This is a genomic window from Caballeronia sp. ATUFL_F2_KS9A (assembly GCF_023630765.1).
GTDB classification, from domain to species: domain Bacteria; phylum Pseudomonadota; class Gammaproteobacteria; order Burkholderiales; family Burkholderiaceae; genus Caballeronia; species Caballeronia zhejiangensis.
Genome location: NZ_JALQEK010000001.1, coordinates 21,368 through 40,242 on the forward strand (window position 1 = coordinate 21,368; position 18,875 = coordinate 40,242).

Annotated in this window: 20 protein-coding genes; 4 read left to right on the plus strand and 16 right to left on the minus strand. The window is 63.7% G+C overall.

The window, feature by feature from the left end:
* Window positions 1-114: 114 nt before the first annotated feature.
* Window positions 115-1,005, plus strand: a complete 891-nt coding sequence (locus NCS67_RS00090) for an alpha/beta fold hydrolase (protein WP_250433427.1) — start codon at window positions 115-117, stop codon at window positions 1,003-1,005.
* A gap of 177 nt (window positions 1,006-1,182) precedes the next feature.
* On the opposite strand, the gene NCS67_RS00095 is transcribed toward NCS67_RS00090, so the two are convergent.
* The 13 genes from NCS67_RS00095 to NCS67_RS00155 form a co-directional block, all read right to left on the minus strand.
* Window positions 1,183-2,094 (minus strand): MBL fold metallo-hydrolase, encoded by a 912-nt coding sequence (locus NCS67_RS00095; RefSeq protein WP_250433429.1) that lies wholly within the window; start codon window positions 2,092-2,094, stop codon window positions 1,183-1,185.
* On the minus strand, window positions 2,091-2,648 hold the full coding sequence (locus NCS67_RS00100; RefSeq protein ID WP_250433882.1) for a DUF1289 domain-containing protein: 558 nt from the start codon (window positions 2,646-2,648) through the stop codon (window positions 2,091-2,093). The genes NCS67_RS00095 and NCS67_RS00100 overlap by 4 nt, the downstream gene beginning before the upstream one ends.
* A gap of 44 nt (window positions 2,649-2,692) precedes the next feature.
* Complete coding sequence (locus tag NCS67_RS00105; protein WP_008351951.1) at window positions 2,693-3,190, minus strand: YbaK/EbsC family protein; 498 nt, start codon at window positions 3,188-3,190, stop codon at window positions 2,693-2,695.
* A 16-nt stretch (window positions 3,191-3,206) separates the two neighbouring features.
* Complete coding sequence (locus NCS67_RS00110; RefSeq protein WP_175979729.1) at window positions 3,207-4,130, minus strand: hydroxymethylglutaryl-CoA lyase; 924 nt, start codon at window positions 4,128-4,130, stop codon at window positions 3,207-3,209.
* A gap of 25 nt (window positions 4,131-4,155) precedes the next feature.
* Window positions 4,156-5,097: a 2-hydroxyacid dehydrogenase gene (locus NCS67_RS00115; RefSeq protein ID WP_008351949.1), complete on the minus strand. Its 942-nt coding sequence runs from the start codon at window positions 5,095-5,097 to the stop codon at window positions 4,156-4,158.
* A gap of 19 nt (window positions 5,098-5,116) precedes the next feature.
* Entirely contained in the window at window positions 5,117-6,160 is a 1,044-nt protein-coding gene (gene bioB / locus NCS67_RS00120; RefSeq protein ID WP_008351947.1) for a biotin synthase BioB, read from the minus strand.
* A 4-nt stretch (window positions 6,161-6,164) separates the two neighbouring features.
* A complete protein-coding gene (bioD, locus tag NCS67_RS00125) occupies window positions 6,165-6,866 on the minus strand; it encodes a dethiobiotin synthase (RefSeq protein WP_034470374.1) in 702 nt (233 codons plus the stop codon).
* Window positions 6,863-8,062, minus strand: coding sequence for an 8-amino-7-oxononanoate synthase (gene bioF, locus NCS67_RS00130; protein WP_034470377.1), 1,200 nt, complete (start codon window positions 8,060-8,062; stop codon window positions 6,863-6,865). The genes bioD and bioF overlap by 4 nt, the downstream gene beginning before the upstream one ends.
* Complete coding sequence (locus NCS67_RS00135; RefSeq protein ID WP_250433431.1) at window positions 8,059-9,378, minus strand: adenosylmethionine--8-amino-7-oxononanoate transaminase; 1,320 nt, start codon at window positions 9,376-9,378, stop codon at window positions 8,059-8,061. The genes bioF and NCS67_RS00135 overlap by 4 nt, the downstream gene beginning before the upstream one ends.
* A gap of 283 nt (window positions 9,379-9,661) precedes the next feature.
* Window positions 9,662-10,918, minus strand: coding sequence for a dienelactone hydrolase family protein (locus NCS67_RS00140; RefSeq protein WP_034470383.1), 1,257 nt, complete (start codon window positions 10,916-10,918; stop codon window positions 9,662-9,664).
* A gap of 328 nt (window positions 10,919-11,246) precedes the next feature.
* Window positions 11,247-11,666 (minus strand): YchJ family protein, encoded by a 420-nt coding sequence (locus tag NCS67_RS00145; RefSeq protein ID WP_250433434.1) that lies wholly within the window; start codon window positions 11,664-11,666, stop codon window positions 11,247-11,249.
* A complete protein-coding gene (locus tag NCS67_RS31975) occupies window positions 11,663-12,271 on the minus strand; it encodes a glutathione S-transferase family protein (RefSeq protein WP_008351936.1) in 609 nt (202 codons plus the stop codon). Before NCS67_RS31975 ends, NCS67_RS00145 begins: the two co-directional genes overlap by 4 nt.
* Before the next feature lie 13 nt (window positions 12,272-12,284).
* Window positions 12,285-12,962, minus strand: a complete 678-nt coding sequence (locus tag NCS67_RS00155; protein ID WP_008351935.1) for an SDR family oxidoreductase — start codon at window positions 12,960-12,962, stop codon at window positions 12,285-12,287.
* A gap of 118 nt (window positions 12,963-13,080) precedes the next feature.
* On the opposite strand from NCS67_RS00155, the gene ubiM reads away from it, so the two are divergent.
* The 3 genes from ubiM (at window position 13,081) to NCS67_RS00170 (ending at window position 15,008) form a co-directional block, all read left to right on the plus strand.
* Window positions 13,081-14,262 carry a 5-demethoxyubiquinol-8 5-hydroxylase UbiM gene (ubiM, locus tag NCS67_RS00160; RefSeq protein ID WP_008351932.1) on the plus strand — a complete coding sequence of 394 codons (1,182 nt, stop codon included), beginning with the start codon at window positions 13,081-13,083 and terminating at the stop codon, window positions 14,260-14,262.
* Window positions 14,263-14,353: 91 nt separating this feature from the next.
* Complete coding sequence (locus tag NCS67_RS00165; protein ID WP_250433436.1) at window positions 14,354-14,605, plus strand: hypothetical protein; 252 nt, start codon at window positions 14,354-14,356, stop codon at window positions 14,603-14,605.
* The gene (locus tag NCS67_RS00170; RefSeq protein ID WP_250433438.1) at window positions 14,592-15,008 is read left to right on the plus strand and encodes a type II toxin-antitoxin system VapC family toxin; all 417 of its coding nucleotides are present in this window, start codon (window positions 14,592-14,594) and stop codon (window positions 15,006-15,008) included. Before NCS67_RS00165 ends, NCS67_RS00170 begins: the two co-directional genes overlap by 14 nt.
* A gap of 42 nt (window positions 15,009-15,050) precedes the next feature.
* Here NCS67_RS00170 and NCS67_RS00175 read toward each other — a convergent pair whose 3' ends face one another.
* Genes NCS67_RS00175 through aceK form a run of 3 tightly spaced genes read right to left on the minus strand, consistent with a single transcriptional unit; the run spans window position 15,051 to window position 18,849 of the window.
* Entirely contained in the window at window positions 15,051-16,244 is a 1,194-nt protein-coding gene (locus NCS67_RS00175; protein WP_250433439.1) for an acetyl-CoA C-acetyltransferase, read from the minus strand.
* Window positions 16,237-17,016 (minus strand): carbonate dehydratase, encoded by a 780-nt coding sequence (gene can, locus NCS67_RS00180; RefSeq protein WP_250433449.1) that lies wholly within the window; start codon window positions 17,014-17,016, stop codon window positions 16,237-16,239. Before can ends, NCS67_RS00175 begins: the two co-directional genes overlap by 8 nt.
* Window positions 17,017-17,046: 30 nt before the next feature.
* A complete protein-coding gene (aceK, locus tag NCS67_RS00185; protein WP_250433459.1) occupies window positions 17,047-18,849 on the minus strand; it encodes a bifunctional isocitrate dehydrogenase kinase/phosphatase in 1,803 nt (600 codons plus the stop codon).
* Window positions 18,850-18,875: the final 26 nt, after the last annotated feature.

Here is an 18,875-nt window from a genome sequence, read left to right on the forward strand (position 1 = left end):
ATCCGCCATTTCCCGAAGAAGTATTCGGTTTCGGCGTTTCCACGCTCGCCACGGCATCGGCGACTGCGCGAGCGCGCCTACAATGGTCCGCAACGCCACGAACAAGAAAACACAATGTCGTTCAAAGACTACGAGCCGTTTCGCGTCGATGCGGGCGGCGTCGAGATCGCCGGGATGAAAGGCGGCGACGGGCCGCCGCTCTTGCTCCTGCACGGACATCCGCAAACGCACGAGATCTGGCACAAGTGCGCCGGCGAGCTTGCGAAGCACTTCACGGTGATCGCCACCGATCTGCGCGGCTACGGCGCGTCGGGAAAGCCGGAAAGCGACACGCATCACACGCCGTATTCGAAGCGCGCGATGGCCGGCGATCAGGTCGCGGTCATGCGTCACTTCGGCTTCGAACAGTTTCTCGTCTGCGCGCACGATCGCGGCGCGCGGGTCGCGCATCGCATGGCGATGGATTTCCCCGACGCCGTCGATCGTCTGATGCTGCTCGACATCGCGCCGACGCTCGCGATGTACGACGCTACCGACCGCGAATTCGCGACTGCAAACTTCCACTGGTTCATGCTGATCCAGCCGTCGCCGCTGCCGGAATTGCTGATCGGCGGCAACCCGGACGCATATATCGATCGGCTATTGGGCAGTGGCCAGGCGGGATTTGCGCCCTTCGCGCCGCATGCGTTGCAGGCGTATCGCGACGCGTTTGCCGCGCCGGGTGCGATCTTCGCGACGTGCGAGGACTATCGCGCGTCGGCGGGCATCGACCTCGAACACGAACGCGCCGATCTCGAACGCGGCATGAAGATCGCCTGTCCGCTGCGCGTGCTGTGGGGCGAGCAAGGCGTCATCGGACGGCGCTTCGACGCGCTCGACGAATGGCGGCGCGTCGCACGCGACGTGAGCGGCCGCGCGCTGCCGTGCGGGCACTACATTCCCGAGGAACAGCCCGACATGCTGCTCGCGGAAATGCTCGCGTTCTTCGAGGCAGATGCGCCCTGAAACCCGCGCCGGCATTGGGCTTTACGTGAATTCAGGTGTCGTTACAATTTTGTAGGGAAAGCACCGATGCACGTGAAATAGTGTCGCGATACGATACTTGGGACGTTGATCACGTCCATATGATTCTGCCGCTTGCCGTAGCTGACAAGCGGCTTTCTTTTTGTGCACTCGGGCGGTTCAGGCCACCGACACGGTTTCGCCGCTCACGTTCACCGAGCCGCCGCGCGCCAGTTCCCCGACGATTTTCTCGACGAGCGTATGACATTCGCCCGATGGCGCGAGCGCATCGGCGGCGGCGCGCATCGCGCGGGCGTCTTGCGTCATCGTGACGAGCGCATCGAGCGTCATCGTGCGCACTTCCATCAACTTGAAGACGATCAGCACCTTGAGCGCGTTCTTCGCGTTGCGCGCGGGATCGGCCTCCAAGTAATCGAGTCGCGACGAAGCGACCTCGAGCGCGCGCGCAACGTCCGTGAACGGCGCGCCGTGGCCGGGAATCACGATATCGACGTCGAGCGTCGATATGAGTTCGAGCACCGCGCGTTCTTCCGCGAAACCGCTGTCGCCTTCGAGTTCGGGAAAGATCACGCCGAAGCCGTTTTCCCACAACGCGTCCGCGCTGATAAGCACGCGCGTCTCGGGGCAATGGAGCATCAGCGAATGCGGATCATGGCCCGGCGCGCCGAGCACGTTCCAGTCGAAGCCGCCGAGCGCGAGCGTCGCGCCGTGCGCGATCGTGCCCGTGAAATCGAAGCGATCGCAGCGCTGGCCGGTCGCGCGAAACGTGAGCGCGTCTTCGTCCCATGCGCACACGGCGTGCGCTTCGCTTGCGGGAATCAGCGTGTCGCAGGCGTACGTGCGCTGGAGCAGCGCGTTGCCGCCGCAATGATCCGAATGCAGATGCGTGTTGACGATCAGATCGAGCTTGCGCGCGCCGAGCTTTTGTTTGACCAGCGCGAGCGTTTGCGGCGCGTGGGATACATAGCCCGTATCGACGATCGCGGTGCCTTCGGCGCTTCTGAACAGCACGTTGTTCGACGAGAGCCAGCCGCGCTCGATGACCGTCATCGACTCCGGCAGCGTTCTCACGCGCGTGTCTCCAGCGGCATCACGACGATGGTCGCCGTCGCCTTCATCACCGTTTCGCCGAGCTGATTGCGCGCGTCGCCTTCCAGCTTCACGAGATCCCCGTTCAGACTCGCTTTCCACTTCGCTTCGGTCACGCGCCAGGACATCGCGAGCACGTCGTTCGCTTTCACCGCGCGCGTCAGCCTGATGCCGAAATCGAGTCCGAGCGGCTGCGCGTATTGCGAGAAGTGCGTGGCGAGCATCGCCATCAGATGCGCGGTCGGCTGCGTGCCCGATGCGATCAGCGCACCGAAACGGCTTGCGCGCGCGTAGGCGTCGTCGTGATGCAGCGGGTTGAGATCGTTGACGAGCGTCGCGAAGTGCTTGATCGAATCGGGCGGCAGCGGGAGCGTCGCGTCGAACGATTCGCCGAGCGTCACCACGCGCGCGCCCTGACGACGGCTCTCGACGCGCGCGAGCACCGCGCGTTTCGCGTCATCGTCATGGGAGGACCACGCGGCGATTTCGTCGATGTTGCGAAAGCAGCCGTCGCAGAAACCGGTCTCCGGATTCATGCGGCATACATCGACGCACGGCGACGCAATGTCCGTCACATTCGTCACGATTCCGCCGTCTCGCGCAACGCGACGTCCGCGACCGGCGCGCCCGTCAGCTCGATCAATTCCTGCGGCGACAGATTGAACACCGCGTGCGGATGCCCGGCCGCCGCCCACAGGCTGTCGAGCGCGAGCAGGTCTTCGTCGATGAGCGTGACCGGCGTGACCGCATGTCCGATCGGGCACACGCCGCCGATCGCGTAGCCGGTCTTCTCGCGCACGAACTTCGCGTCCGCGCGCGCCAGAGCGCCGACGCGCGCCGCGACCTTCGCTTCATCGACGCGATTCGCGCCGCTCGCGATCACGAGCACGGGCGCGTCGTCTTCCTTGCGGCGAAACAGAATCGACTTGGCGATCTGCGCGACCTCGCAGCCGAGGCCGGCCGCCGCTTCCGCCGATGTCTTGCCGGTTTCCGGCAGCATCACGACGTCATGCGGATGGCCGCGTTCCTTCAACAAAAGCGCGACGCGGCGCGCGGAATCGGGCAATTGATCGATCATCTTTGTCCTTTGTTGTTCAGACGCAGGCGGCGGCGCCGTCGCGTTTCTTCGTGAAGATCGCCTTTCCTGCACGCGACGAACTCGGCTTGCCGATCGCGCGCGAAATGAAATCGCCGATATCGACGAGCTGATCCAGATCGACGCCGGTCTCGATGCCGAGCCCGTTCATCAGATACACGACGTCTTCGGTCGCGACATTCCCGGTCGCGCCCTTCGCATACGGACAGCCGCCGAGCCCCGCCACCGACGCGTGGAAGATCTCGATGCCTTCGAGCAGCGCCGCATAAATGTTGCCGATGGCTTGCCCGTACGTGTCGTGGAAATGTCCGGAAAGGCGCTCGCGCGGAAACGCTTTCTGCGCTGCCGCGAGCACTTCGCGCGTGCGTTTGGGCGTGCCGACGCCGATGGTATCGGCGATATCGATCTCGTCGCAGCCGAGCGCTTTCATGCGTTCGACGACATCCACGACCGATTCGATGCTCACTTCGCCCTGATACGGACAGCCGAGCGCGCACGAGATGGATCCGCGCAGCCGCATGCCGGCGTCCTTCGCGGCTTTCGCGACCGGCTCGAAGCGCGCGATGCTCTCCGCGATGCTGCAATTGATGTTCTTCTGCGAGAACGCCTCGCTCGCCGCGCCGAAGATCACGATTTCATCGGCTTTGGCTTCGAGCGCGCCTTCGAAGCCGCGCATGTTCGGCGTGAGCACGGAGTAGATCGTGCCCGGACGGCGCTCGACGCCGGCCATGAGTGCGGCGGCGTCGGACATTTGCGGCACCCATTTCGGCGACACGAACGATGTCGATTCCACGTTCACGATGCCCGCCCGCGCGAGCCGGTTCACGAGCTCGATCTTGGTTTCGGTGGGCACGAATTCCTTTTCGTTCTGCAGGCCGTCGCGCGGCCCGACTTCGACGATTTTCACTTTTGACGGAATCATGTCTCTGTCTCCTTTCGATGTGGTCTCAGTACCCGCGCTTGAAATCGACGATGCCGCTGATCGGCTCGCCGCGCGCGAGCGCTTTGATCTTGCCGGCGATCTGCACGATGCTTTCCTCGCGCAGCGTTTCCGCCGAAATATGCGGCGTCACCGACACGCGCGGATGCGTCCAGAACGGATGTTCCTGCGGCAGCGGCTCGGTGTGGAAGACATCGAGCGTCGCGGCGGCGATCTGGCCGCTGTCGAGCGCGGCGATGAGATCGGCATCGACGAGATGCGGGCCGCGCGCCACGTTCACCAGATACGCGCCCCGCGCGAGCTTGCCGAACGTGCGCGCGTTAAGAATGCCTTCGGTGTCCGGCGTGTGCGGCAACAGATTGATGAGCACTTTTACGCCGTCGAGAAACGCGTCGAATTCGTCCGCGCCCGCGTGAACGTGGACGCCTTCGATCGTCTTCGGCGTGCGGCTGTATCCGCGCACGGGCACGCCGAGTTTCAGCAAACCCTTCGCGACTTCCGCGCCGAGCACGCCGAGCCCGAGCACGCCGACAGTGAACGATTCGCGCGCGTGCTGCGGCAGTTTTTCCCAGCGGCCTTCGCGTTGCAGCGCGTCGTATTCGTCGAAGCGGCGCAGGTAGCGCAGCACGCAGTACGTCGCGTATTCGACCATCTGCTGCGCCATGCCGGTGTCTTCGAGACGCACGAGCTTCGCGTTCGGCGGCAGCGTGCCGGGTTCGCGGCGCTCGACATCGAGAATCGCATCGACGCCCGCGCCGAGATTGAACACGGCCTGAAGATCGGGACGATTCGCAAAGAGCTCGCGCGGCGCGCGCCACACGATCGCGTAGTCGGCGCTCGCGGTGTCGCCCGGCTCCCATACGCGCAGGTCCGCATCGGGCAACTCGCGTTTCAGGCCGCCGAGCCACGCGTCGATATCGGCGCCCTTCTCGTAGAAGATGATTTTCATGGCCGCGTCCGTTTTCCGTTTAGTTCGCGTGCTTGTGTCCGCAACCGCGTTCGGCTTCCTGCGCGCCGGCGTTCTGCGCGGCTTCCGCGCGCATGCCGAGGCGCTCGATCAGCTTGCGGTCGGCTTCGGCTTGCGGGTTGCTCGTCGTCAGAAGCTGATCGCCGTAGAAGATCGAGTTTGCGCCCGCCGCGAAGCACAGCGCCTGCAACGCTTCATCCATCTGCTCGCGTCCGGCGGACAGACGCACCATCGCCTTCGGCATCGTGATGCGCGCGACCGCGATCGTCCTCACGAACTCGAACGGATCGAGCGCGTCGACGCCGGTGAGCGGCGTGCCCGCGACCTGCACGAGATTGTTGATCGGCACCGATTCCGGATACGGCTCCATGTTCGCGAGCTGCGAGATCAGTCCCGCGCGTTCGCGTCGCGATTCGCCCATGCCGACGATCCCGCCACAGCACACGTTGATGCCCGCGTCGCGAACGTGTTCGAGCGTATCGAGGCGATCCTGATACGTGCGCGTCGAAATGATCTGGCCGTAGAACTCCGGCGACGTGTCGAGATTGTGGTTGTAGTAATCGAGGCCGGCGTCGCGCAAGCCTTGCGCCTGATGCGCCTCGAGCATGCCGAGCGTCACGCAGGTTTCGAGGCCCATCGCCTTCACGCCGCGAATCATGTCCTTGATCGGCTCGAGATGGCGATCCTTCGGATTGCGCCACGCCGCGCCCATGCAAAAGCGCGTCGCACCGTTCGACTTCGCGACTTCGGCGGCCTTCAGGACTTCATCGACGTCCATCAGTTTTTCGGCCTTGAGGCCGGTGTCGTGATGCACCGACTGCGGACAGTACGCGCAATCTTCCTCGCAGCCGCCCGTCTTGATCGACAGCAGCGTGGACAACTGCACCGCGTTCGGATCGAAGTGTTCGCGATGCACGGTCTGCGCGCGGAAGAGCAGATCGTTGAACGGCAGTTCGTACAGCGCGACGACATCGGCGACGCGCCAGCGCTGCATCGGTTGCGGCGTGGTTTTCGAGGTGGTCTCAGTGGCGATTTGCTGTGTCATGAATTCAATCCTTTTGATGAAGCGAGTCGGTCAGAGCGCCGATATCGAGCGAATCGGCGGCGCGCGTTGCATCGGGTGCCGCGAGATGCGGAATCACGCCGATGAGCGGCGCCTTGATGCGTTGTTTCAGTGTTGCGATGTTTTCGTCGGGATACAGCATATTCGGATCGACGCGATTCGCCACCCAGCCGGCGAGCTTCAGGCCGCGCGACGCGATGGCTTCGACCGTCAGCAACGCATGGCTGATGCAGCCGAGCCGCATGCCGACGACGAGCACGACCGGCAGATTCAGCGCGACGGCGAGATCGGCGGTGTCGTGCGTGTCGGTGAGCGGCACGCGAAAACCACCGACGCCTTCCACGACGACGATATCCGCTTTCGTCATCGCGAACTGATGCGCTCGCACAATGCGCCCGATGTCGAGCGCCACGCCTTCGCGCGCCCCAGCGATATGCGGCGCGATCGGCTCGCGCATCATGAACGGCGTGCGGATGTCGTTCGGCAGCGCGACGTTCGCGGCGGCGTCGAGCTGATCGGCGTCTTCGTTGTGCAGCACTCCGTCGCGCTCGACCGCGCCCGACGCGATCGGCTTCATCGCGGCGGCGGAAAGGCCCGCGCGCGCGAAGCCGTGCAGCAGCGCGCAAGAGACGAGCGTCTTGCCGATTTCCGTATCGGTTCCGGCGACGAACAGGGATAAAGCGGTCATAGCGTATTCAAAGCGTTTAACGCGTGATCGAGCCGCGCGAGATCGTCCTCGCTGTGCGCGGCGGAAAGGGAAATGCGCAGGCGCGACGTGCCCGCCGGAACCGTCGGCGGACGAATCGCCGGAACCCAGAGGCCTTGCTTGTCGAGCGCGGCGGCGATTTCCAGCGTTTCGTCGTTGCCGCCGATCACGAGCGGCTGCACGGCGGTATGCGAATCGACCGGCATCCAGCGCGTGCGTTTCAGCATCGCGCGCGTGGTGTCGATGAGCGACGCGAGGTGCGCGCGGCGCGCGTCGCCTTCATCGCCCGCGATGATTTCGATGCTCTTCGACACCGCATGCGCGACCGCCGGCGCGGACGCCGTCGTGAAGATATACGGACGCGCGCGCTGAATGAGCCATTCGATGACGGTTTCATCCGCCGCGACGAACGCGCCCGACACGCCCGCCGCCTTGCCGAGCGTGCCGACATAGACGAGATGCGGCGAGCGCAGTGCGTAATGCGCCAGCGCGCCGCGTCCTTGCGGGCCGAGCACGCCGAAGCCGTGCGCGTCGTCGACGACGAGCCACGCGCCGTACTTCTCCGCAAGCTCGACGAGACGCGCGAGCGGCGCGATATCGCCGTCCATGCTGAACACCGTGTCGGTGACGATGAGCTTCGTCGCTGTTTCGTCGCGGGAGGCGTCGAGCATCGCGTCGAGCGCGTCGATGTCCGCGTGCGGATAAATCTGCGTTTGCGCGCGCGACAGGCGCACGCCGTCGATCAGCGATGCGTGATTGAGCGCGTCCGAAAACACGAGCGTGCCGCGTCCGGCGAGCGCCGTGACGACCGCGAGGTTCGCCATGTAGCCGGTGCTGAAGTAAAGCGCGCGCGGGTTGTCGACGAAACCGCCCGAGAACGCGGCGAGATCGTCTTCGAGTTGCGCGTGCGCGCGTGAATGGCCGCCCAGCAGATGCGAGCCGCCGCTGCCCGCGCCGAAAAGCGACGCGCCTTCGGCGAGCGCCGCGCGAATCGCATCGTGCGCGGCGAGGCCGAGATAATCGTTGCTCGCGAAGCCGACGATCGCGCGGCCATCGACGGTCATGTGCGCGGAACAGGCGCCGTCGATCGTCTTGCGGCGACGCCGCAGGCCGCGCGCATCGATATCGTTCAAGCCCTGTTCGAGCGTTTCGTACAACGCTCTCGCTGTCGTGCTCATGCTGCGACCCCCGCGAGCGTGGCGTCGAGCGTTTCGCGCGTGCGTTGCGCGAGGAGCAGCAGTTCGTCGTCGGAGAGGATGTACGGCGGCATCATGTAGACCGTCGCGCCGATGGGGCGCATCAGCAGTTCGCGCTGCAACGCGTTTGCGAAGAAGCGGCGCGAGAACGTCTTGTCGTCGATATCGACATCGAACGCGAAGATCGTGCCGCGATTGCGCAGATTCTTCACGCGTTCGTGCTCGCCGACGCGCGCGCGCAACGCCTCGCCCAGCGACGCCGATTTGCGTTTGTTTTCCGCGAGCACGTTCGCGCTGTCGAACAGATCGAGCGTCGCCAGCGCGGCGCGGCACGCGAGCGGATTGCCCGTGTACGAATGCGAATGCAGAAAGCCGCGCGTGACGTCGTCGTCGTAGAACGCGGCGTAGATGTCGTCGCGCGTGAGCACGATCGAAAGGGGCAAGTATCCGCCGCTGATGCCCTTCGACAAGCAGATGAAATCAGGCCAGATGCCCGCCTGCTCGCACGCGAAAAAAGTGCCGGTGCGCCCGCAGCCGACCGCGATTTCATCGGCGATCAGATGTACGCCGAATTCGTCGCACAGCGCGCGCAAACGCGTGAGATACGACGCGTCGTACATCGACATGCCGGCCGCGCACTGCACGAGCGGCTCGACGATCACGGCCGCAAGCTGCGACGCGCGCTGCCCGAAGAGCGCGCGCATCGCGGCGATGGCTTCGTCGACGCCGACCGCCGCCGGCGACGCGACCACATGCGCGTGACGGATCAGCGGATCGTAAGCGTCCTTGAAAATGGCGACGTCCGTCACGCCGAGCGCGCCGATCGTTTCGCCGTGATAGCTGTTCGCGAGACACGCGAATTCGCGCTTCTCGCTTGCGCCGCGATTGCGCCAGAAGTGAAAGCTCATCTTCAGCGCGATCTCGACCGCCGACGCGCCATCGGACGCGAAAAACGCATGGCCGAGCGTGCGATCGGTGAGCGCGCAAAGACGCTCGGCCAGTTCGACGGCCGGCGCGTGCGTGCAGCCCGCGAGCATCGCGTGTTCCAGCGTGTCGAGTTGATCCTTGAGCGCGCGGTTGATGTCGTCGTTCGCGTGGCCGAAGAGATTGACCCACCACGAACTGATCGCATCGAGATAGCGGTGGCCTTCGTGGTCGTAGAGCCACGCGCCCTTGCCCCGCGCGATCGGCACGAGCGGCACGAGCGGCACGCGCTCGTGATGTTTCATCTGGGTGCACGGATGCCACACGGCCGCAAGCGAGCGGGCAACCCAGTCCTGATTGGCTTCTGTGTTCAAAAACGGCTCCCAGGCCCGCGCGCGCGATGCGGGCCGGATACATCGGGCAAGCGCCAGGCGCCTGCGTTACGGGGAAACTGCGTGAAAACTGCGCGAGTCAATTATCCCTAAAACATGGCCGACCTTCCGTATTCGGAAGGTTTTTTGGACATGCGTGCGCGCGCAATGGAAATGCGAAAACGCGCTATCGCGTGCAACGTCGGCCAAATGGGTCGCTTAACGTGCGATCGACGCAAAAACGCCGGCGCGAAGGCCGGCGTTCCCGACAGGCGGAAAAGGTGTTCTAGCGCGACGCCGTCTGCGTCTCGGCGGCCTGATCGTTCCAGACGACGCGATTATTCACCGCGTACAGCCGGCACGGATCGGCGCTCTGCTTCTGGCAGCTCGCGATGGCGACGGCCATCGGATCGTCGCCGCCTTCGGCCCACGACCACGCGCCCGAATCGGACACGGCGAACGCGCGGCTCGAATACTGCGAAAGGAAGTTGCGATAACCGGCGCGGCCGTTTTCATCGACGAACGGCACGGCCTGCACGGAATCGAGGTCCGCGAAGTGCGTCGCGTTCGGCATGCGCGGCTCGGCCACCTGATATTGCACGGCGGTCGGCATGCCGATCTGCGCGAGGAAGGCCTTCACGCGCGGCCACCAGATCTGCACGCCGTCGCGGTCGCCGACGAGCCGATGCGCGTCGTTCTTGTAGCTGCCGAAATCGACCATGTTGGCGCGCGCGCCGTGCGCGGTGAACGCGGTGTACATCTGCGCGGACAAGTCGCCGTCCCAGACCGAATCGTTGTCGCCGTAGAGCCACAGCGACGGCAGGCGCACGTTCTGCCCGTAATCGCCGAACGCGTTGACGAGATTCTTCCGCCAGTCGCCGCATTCGTCCTGACGCAGCCCGCCCGAGAAATTGATGAGACCGCGCACGCCGGGCGCCGCGACGGCATCGCGCGCGCCGTAGGCGATGGTCGTCAAACCGCCGTGCGACGTGCCCGCGACGACGATATGCGTCTTGTCGACATACGCTTGCTGGCTCATATAGGCGATGGTCGCGGCGACGTCCTGCGCTTGCGCGAACCCGTTCGCCTCGACGTCGCAGCCGTGGCCGGTGTAATCGCCGCCCGAGCCCGCGAAGCCGCGCCGGTTCGGCACGACGACGACATACCCGTGGCGCACGAATTCACGCGCGAGCGCGACCGGACGATTGCGCGGTTGCGCGTGCGAATCGCCGGGGAGCTTGCCGTGATTGAAGACGATCATCGGGAACGGGCCGGCGCCGTCCGGCTTGAACACGGTGGTTTCGAGCGAGATGTCGGCTTCGGGAATCTCGATGACGCTTTCGTTCAGTCCGATCGCGACGACGGGCAGGCCGGCATCGAGCGAATCGGGAATCTGCGAGAGCGTCTGGCCGAATGCGGGCGCCTGCAGACCTTCGGATTGACGCACGCCGCCGACCGGTTCGGCACGCACGGCGGACGTGACGAGCGATGCCGCGAGCGCGCACACCATGCTGCATCCGACCAACCAGGTTCTGATCGCCATCCGTGAACTCCGACTGCGCTTCCAAAGGACGTTGATACGGCGAGCCCCGAACGTCTTTTTGAAGTCACAAACCTATCGCGCTGCTCGATGAGAGCAGTATCGGCTGCGGGTTCCGGGAGTCATGCCCTGAAAAGGCATGACAATTGGCTTCAAAACGGGGCTTCGCTGCGAGTGTCCGGGCACGGGAATGACAGCGCCCTGACGTGAACACAGATTAACCGTTCAAAATTGCACTGCACAATAAGAGAAACCCCGTAACTGTTTAATCTGTAAGGAAATTCTTAGGAAATTAATACCGCGTGCCACAGCATATTTCTTAAAGGAATATTTAGTTTTCTTTAATCTGACCATCGACGTAGATCCAGTTTCCGGTGCTGTCTCGCGTGAAGCGGCTCGCTTCGTGCAAGCGATGCGCGCGCCCGCCGACCTTGTAGCGCGCGACGAACTCGACTTCCTCGTGATTCGCGTCGGTCGGCGTGTGGCGTTTGATCTGCAAGCCGAGCCAGCGCGTGCCGGCGTCGGAGGCGTCGAGATCGGGCGGGCAGGTCGCTTCCGCCCAGGTCGCGCGCAGATACGCGGTGTCGCCGAGCACGTAGGCGGTGTAGCGCGAGCGCATCAGTTCCATTGCGTTCGCGGGCTTTTCGCCGCCTTCGATGAATCGTCCGCAACACGCGTCGTAACGCGGCGCGCGCGCGTCAGGCCGCTGGCCGGGCGCGGCGCCGCCGCACGGACATTCCACGAGTTTCATTGATCGACACCCGGCATGACGACATGGCGCGGCTGGCTGCGCACGCGTTCGAGCCACGCGCGGATCGCCGGATAGCGCGACAGATCGAGATTCGCCTGATCCGCGACATGCGTGTACGCATACAGCGCGATATCGGCGACGGTGTAGCGCTCGCCGACTAGAAAGGTGCGCGTCGACAAATGCCGTTCCATCACGTCGAGCGCGCGATACGAACCGGCGATCTTCTCCGGCAGTCGCGCGTCGCCGGGATTCTTCTGAAACTGCAGGATGAAGCGCGCCACCGCGACATACGGCTCGTGGCTGTACTGCTCGAAGAACATCCACTGCAGCACTTGCGCGCGTTCGAGCCGGTCGTCGGGCATGAGCGGCGTGCCGTCGGCGAGATAGCAGAGAATCGCGTCCGATTCGGAGAGCGTCGTGTTCTCGTCGATGACGAGCACCGGCACCTTGCCGTTCGGATTCAGCTTTTTGAATTCGTCGGTGCGCGTTGCGCCGTTCATCATGTCGACTTCGTGCCAGACATAAGGCTGGCCGAGCTGTTCGAGGACGAGGCGAACCTTGTGACAGTTGCCCGATGCCGAAACGCCGTGTACCTGATAGGTCACATTCACTCCTTGTTCACCATTCGATCTTCGTGCCGTCGTACTGCACGAAAGTCCCGTTGAATTCCTCGCGCAGCGCGCCCGCTTCGGCGATCACCGCGCGCATGCCGGCGACGCTGCGCGCGACGTCGATCGCCGCCGATGGCCCGCCCATTTCCGTACGAACCCAGCCCGGATGCAGCGCGATGCACGCCGAATGCCGCGATTCCAGCGACGCCACCTTCAGCGCGGAATTGAGCGCCGCCTTGCTCGCGCGATACAGCCAGCCGGTCGTGCCGCTCGTCTCGGCGATGCTGCCCATCTTGCTCGACACGACCGCGAGCACGCCGTTCGCGGCGTCGGTCAGCGGCAGGAGCACGGGAATCAGTTGCATCGGACCACGCACGTTGGTGTGCATGACCTGATCGAAGTCCTCCGCGCCGATCGTCTCGACGCCTTCGGTGCGCGGTCCATACACGCCCGACACGACGATCGCGACATTCAGCTTTTCCTCGTCCAGTTGCCAGGCCAGCGCGGCGATCTGCTCGGGCTGCGTGACGTCGAGCGGGAAGGTTTGCGCACCCATCGCGTCGAGCGCGGAGAGCGAGGTTTTATCGCGGGCCGTGGCGAGCACGCGCCAGCCGTCGCGACAATATTCGCGTGCGAATTCGTGGCCGAGGCCGCGCGACGCGCCGACGATCAGAACCGTTTTCATGAGCGACATGTTCCTTGTGTGAACAGACTTCGTGAATATAACGCGCGACCCGCTGTCGCGGATCGCCGTTCGGCCTTTCGGCTATCGTTGTGCGCTTTCAAACAGCAGGACCGGAAAGATGATGCAAACCGATGTCGTGATCGTCGGCGCGGGGCCGGCGGGCTTGTGTCTCGCGAACGCGCTGAGCGGCGCGGGTTTGTCGATCGTGTTCGTCGAGCAGCAAAGCCACGACGCGCTGCGCGAGCCCGCCTTCGACGGCCGCGAGATCGCGTTGACGCAGAAATCCGTCGCGTTTCTCAAGACGCTCGGCGTGTGGGAGCGCATCGACGCGCACGCGAAATCGCAGTTGGCCGATGCGCGCGTTTTCAACGGATCGTCGCCGTTCGCGATGAAAATCGGTCATGCGCTTTCCGGTCACGACGAGCTCGGTTGGCTCGTGTCGAATCATCTGATCCGGCGCGCCGCGTTCGAAGCAGTGAGCGCGGACGTCCGCATCATGACGTCCGAACGCGTGACCGACCTCGATACCGACGCATGTGGCGCGCGCGTGCGGCTCGAAAGCGGCGAGACGATCGCGGCGCGGCTCGTCGTCGCGGCGGACAGCCGGTTCTCCGCGACGCGCCGCATGATGGGCATCGCCGCCGACATGCACGATTTCGGCAAGTCGATGTTGGTCTGCTGCATGACGCACGACGTGCCCCACGATCACGCGGCGTGGGAATGGTTCGGCCACCGGCAGACGCTCGCGCTCTTGCCGATGAATCCGGATCCGGAGACGGGCGCGCATCGGTCGTCGGTCGTGGTGACGCTCGAGGCGCGCGACATCGAGCGCCTGAGCAAGCTCGACGAGGATGCGTTCAATCGCGAGATCGAACGCCGCTTCGAGCGCAGACTCGGGACGATGGCGCTGCGCACGACGCGGCATGTTTATCCGCTGGTGTCGGTTTATCCGAAGCGCTTCGTGGCGAAGCGTTTTGCGACGGTCGGCGATGCGGCGGTCGGCATGCATCCGGTCACGGCGCACGGGTTCAACTTCGGGCTGGCCGGCATCGAGACGCTCACGCGCGCGATTCGCGACGCGCAGGCGGCGGGGCTCGACATCGCCGGCGATGGGCTGCTCGCGCGATATGAAGCGAAGCATCGGCAGGAAACGCGTCCGCTTTATCTGATCACGCGATTCATCACGGAGGTTTATACGCGCGACTCGCTGCCGGCGCGGATCGCGCGCGATGCGATGCTGCGGATCGGAGAGAAGCTGACGCCGTTCAAGCGGGCCGTGGCGATGTCGCTGGCGGGGTGAGTGAGATTTCGCTTATTTCGTTTGGATGACTAGTCGCGCTTATTAAATTCGATAGCGTGACGACTGTCGCAACATCGATAAGGAGCCGAGCATGTTCAAGATCATCAAGGCCGAGTTACCTTGGAATATAACCGCCGAGGAGATTCGCGAATACGCGGAACAGGCTGCCATCCGTCGCAAGCTCGAGATCGAAAGCCGCAAAGGGACGGCCGAGGAATACATCGACAGTCCCGAGTACAACAGCCGTTTCATCGATCATCTGCTGAACTTTCCGAAACTCGACGTGGAGGACGACTTCTTCGATCGTCATCCGAAACGAGGAGCTCCCGATGTATCTGGCTGATACGAACGTGATCAGTGAAACGAGACTCGAAGAACGCGCCAATGAAGGCGTTCGCGTGTTCTTCCGGCAAGCCAAGCTCGATAAGAGATGCGTTCATCTCTCCGTCGTGACTGTCGCGGAACTTCGACAGGGCGTTGAGCGGGTGCGCCGAAGAGGCGATAAACGGCAGGCCGAAAAGCTCCAATCGTGGGTGAACAACGTCCTGCGAGAATACGACACGAGAATCCTGCCGGCGGGCAAGGAGATCGGCAGGCTATGGGGAAACCTGCGCGCGCCGCACCCTGAACCCGCTTTGGACAAGCGCATAGGCGCAACGGCCATTTTCCACGGATTGACGGTGGTCACGCGCAACGTCAGAGACTTCGAGCGAATGGGCGTCGAGATGCTGAATCCCTTCGAATAGGAATGAATGCGGCCCGGCTCGCGCCGGACCGGCCCGGAACACTCAAACCAACTCCACCCCCATCGCCGTCGCCTCCCCACCGCCGATACATAAGCTCGCCACCCCGCGCTTCAGCCCACGCGCCTTCAACGCACCGAGCAGCGTCACAAGAATCCGCGCGCCCGACGCACCGATCGGATGCCCGAGCGCGCACGCGCCGCCGTTCACATTGACCTTGTCATGCGGCAGATCGTGCTCACGCATCGCGGCCATCGTCACGACGGCGAATGCTTCGTTGATTTCATACAGATCGACATCGCCCGCGCGCCAGCCGTTTTTCTCGAAGAGCTTGCTGATCGCGCCGACGGGCGCCGTCGTGAACAAGGCCGGTTGTTGCGCGAACGTGCTGTGTCCGGCGATACGCGCGATCGGCGTGACGCCGAGCCGCATCGCGGTCGATTCGCGCATCATCACGAGCGCCGCCGCGCCATCGGAAATCGACGACGAATTCGCGGCCGTCACCGTGCCGTCCTTCGCGAACGCGGGCTTGAGCGACGGAATCTTCTCGATGTTCGCCTTGAACGGCTGCTCGTCGCGCCCGATCACCGTCTCGCCCTTCCTGCCCTGTACCGTCACGGGCGCGATTTCCCAGTCGAACGAACCATCGTCGTTCGCTCGCTGCGCGCGCCGCAGCGATTCGACCGCGAACGCATCCTGCGACTCGCGCGAGAACGCATACGACGAAGCGCATTGCTCCGCGAACGCGCCCATCAGACGGCCTTTTTCGTAAGCGTCTTCGAGGCCGTCGAGGAACATGTGATCGAGAACCTGACCGTGACCCATGCGCATGCCGCCGCGCGCTTTCGGCAGCAGATACGGCGCGTTCGTCATGCTTTCCATGCCGCCCGCGACGATCACGTCGACCGATCCGGCCAGCAGCATGTCGTGCGCGAACATCGCCGCGCGCATGCCCGAGCCGCACATCTTGTTGATCGTCGTGCAGCCGGTGGATAGCGGCAAGCCCGCGCCGAGCGCCGCCTGACGCGCGGGCGCCTGACCCTGACCGGCGGGCAGCACGCAGCCCATGATGGCTTCGTCGATCTGCTCGGGTTTCAATCCCGCGCGTTCGACCGCCGCCTTCACCGCAGCAGCGCCAAGCTGCGGCGCGGTCAGCGACGCGAAATCGCCCTGAAACGCGGCCATCGGCGTGCGCGCCGCCGACACGATGACGATCGGATCGTTCCTTGTCTCACTCATGTTTCAGCTCCTTGATGACGCCCTTGATCACGTCGGGAACGTCGCCCAAGCGTTCGGCAAGTGCCGCATCTGACGCGAGGACATCGTTTTCCGCGGAATGCGCGCCGCTGCGAGTCATCGCGGCAACGCACGACTGATAAACCGGATCGATCTCGGCCGGTGCGCCGATCATCATGCCCATGTTGCGCAGGCGGCCGTCGTGCACGCCGTAGGTCCAGCCGTGCACGGTGAGCTCCTGTCCGCGCGCCCATGCGTCCTGAACGACGGTCGTGCGGCACACGTTGATGGTCTGCTCGATCGTGTTCAGCTCCACGAGACGGCGATGGCGCGCGTCGCCCATCGGCCATTCGTCGAGCAGCGCGCCGTGCTTTTCGCGCACGTCTTCGACATGGCGCAGCCAGTTATCGGCGAGACCGACGCGCCGCCCGACGAGCGCCGCGCCCACGCCCGAGCAGCCGTAATGGCCGACGACCATGATGTGCTTCACCTTCAGCAGATCGACGGCGAACTGGATCACCGACAGACAATTGAGATCGGAGTGCACGACGACGTTCGCGATGTTTCTGTGCACGAAGACTTCGCCCGGCGGCAAGCCGATGATCTCGTTGGCCGGCACGCGCGAGTCCGCGCAGCCGATCCACAGATATTCGGGCGTCTGCTGATGCGCGAGGCGCTCGAAGAAAGCGGCGTCTTCGGCGAGCTTGCGTTCGACCCATTCCTGATTGTTTGCGAACAGGTGAGCAAGCGGCGTTTTATCGTCAATGTGGTTCATGTTCGAAAGTCAAAAGCCGGACCGCGCGCTTCACGCGGCGCGCGCGTCCGATCGGCCGGGCTCGTCGAAACGCTCCGGATAACGGATGCAGAATCGGACGTCCCGGTCATAGGGAAAGAAATCGGCGAGTTCGCCGCGCAGCAGTTGTTCCTTGTGATGCTGCCAGAACGCGGGATCGAAAAAATCCGCGTGATGACGCATGAACGCTTCGCGCACGCGCGGATCGCCGAGCAAAAATGTGCCGTACGTTTCGGGAAAGATATCGTGCGGCCCGACGGTATACCACGGTTCGACGGACAGCTCGTCCTCTTCCGTGCGCGGCGCAGGGACGCGGCGCACGTTGCAATCGGTCAGATACTCGATTTCATCGTAGTCGTAGAACACCACGCGACCGTGCCGCGTCACGCCGAAGTTCTTGTACAGCATGTCGCCGGGGAAGATGTTCGCCTGAATCAGCTGTTTGATCGCGTCGCCATATTCCTTGATGCCGTGATCGACGTCGTCGGCGTTGCCGTTCTGCAGGAAGAGATTGAGCGGCACCATGCGGCGCTCGATATACACATGCCGGATGACGAGCTTGTCGCCTTCGTATTCGATCATCGAAGGCGCTTCCTTTTCGAGTTCGCGGATGAGCGCGTCGTCGAGGCGCGCGACCGGCAGCGCGACGCTCGAATATTCGAGCGTATCGGCCATTCGGCCAACGCGATCGTGCCGCTTCACGAGTTGATACTTGTCCTGAATCTTCTGCCGCGTGGTTTCCTTCGGCGGCGGAAACGCGTCCTTGATGAGCTTGAACACGTAAGGAAACGACGGCAGCGTGAAGACGATCATCACGAGTCCCTTGATGCCCGGCGCGACGATGAACTTATCGCTCGAATGCGACAGATGATGCAGCAAGTCGCGATAGAAATCGTTCTTGCCCTGCTTCTGCAAACCGACCGACGTATAGAGTTCGGCCTTCGGCTTGCGCGGCATGATCGTGCTCAGAAATTGCACGAACGCCGACGGCACTTCCATATCGACGAGAAAATACGAATGCGAGAAGCTGAAGATGATGAGCACCTGCTCGCGCGAGAGCAGCACGGTATCGAGCGCGAGCAAGCCGGGCTTCGTATGCCGGATCGCGATGGCGAAGGGCAGCAGCGCATCGCCGTTGATGATCCGCCCGACGACATACGCCGCCTTGTTGCGAAAGAACAGCGACGAAAGCACATGAATCTGAAAGTTCGGCGCGGGCGTGATATCGCCGAAGGCTTCGCGCAGCGCCTGCATCACGCATTGCACGTCGCGCGGCAAATCCTCGAACGGCGGTTCCAACTGAAAGTTCGTGACGATGCGTTCGAGCGTCGCGGCGAGGCCGTCCTTTTCCGGGTAATACGCGCGATACGTCGGCTTTGCGGCGGGCTCGTCGTTCTCGATGTATTCCGTCGAAATGGCCGGCCGCACAAAGATGAAGTCATTGTTGAAGTACGAGCGATGCAGGATCTTGCAGCACACGGAATTGAAGAACGTTTCCGCGCATTCCGGCTGACGATGCGTCGTCAGCAAGCCGATGTAATGCAGCTTGATCTGCTGCCACACGTCGTCCTCGATATTCTCCGCGTCGTATTCGTCTTCGAGCGCCGTCACGCATTCCGTGACGCGATCGTCATACGACGCGATGCGATCGCGCGCCAGTTGTTGCAACGCGAGCCAGTCGCCGCGCTCGAATAGCTCCTTCGCCTTGATCGCGGCTTCGCGGAACACGCGGTAATGATGCTCGAAGCCTTCGAGTATCGTCTTGGCGACATCGAAGCCGATTTGCGACGAGAGCAGCTTGGGGAAATGATTCATATCGACCCTGCGCTTCCTGTGCGGGC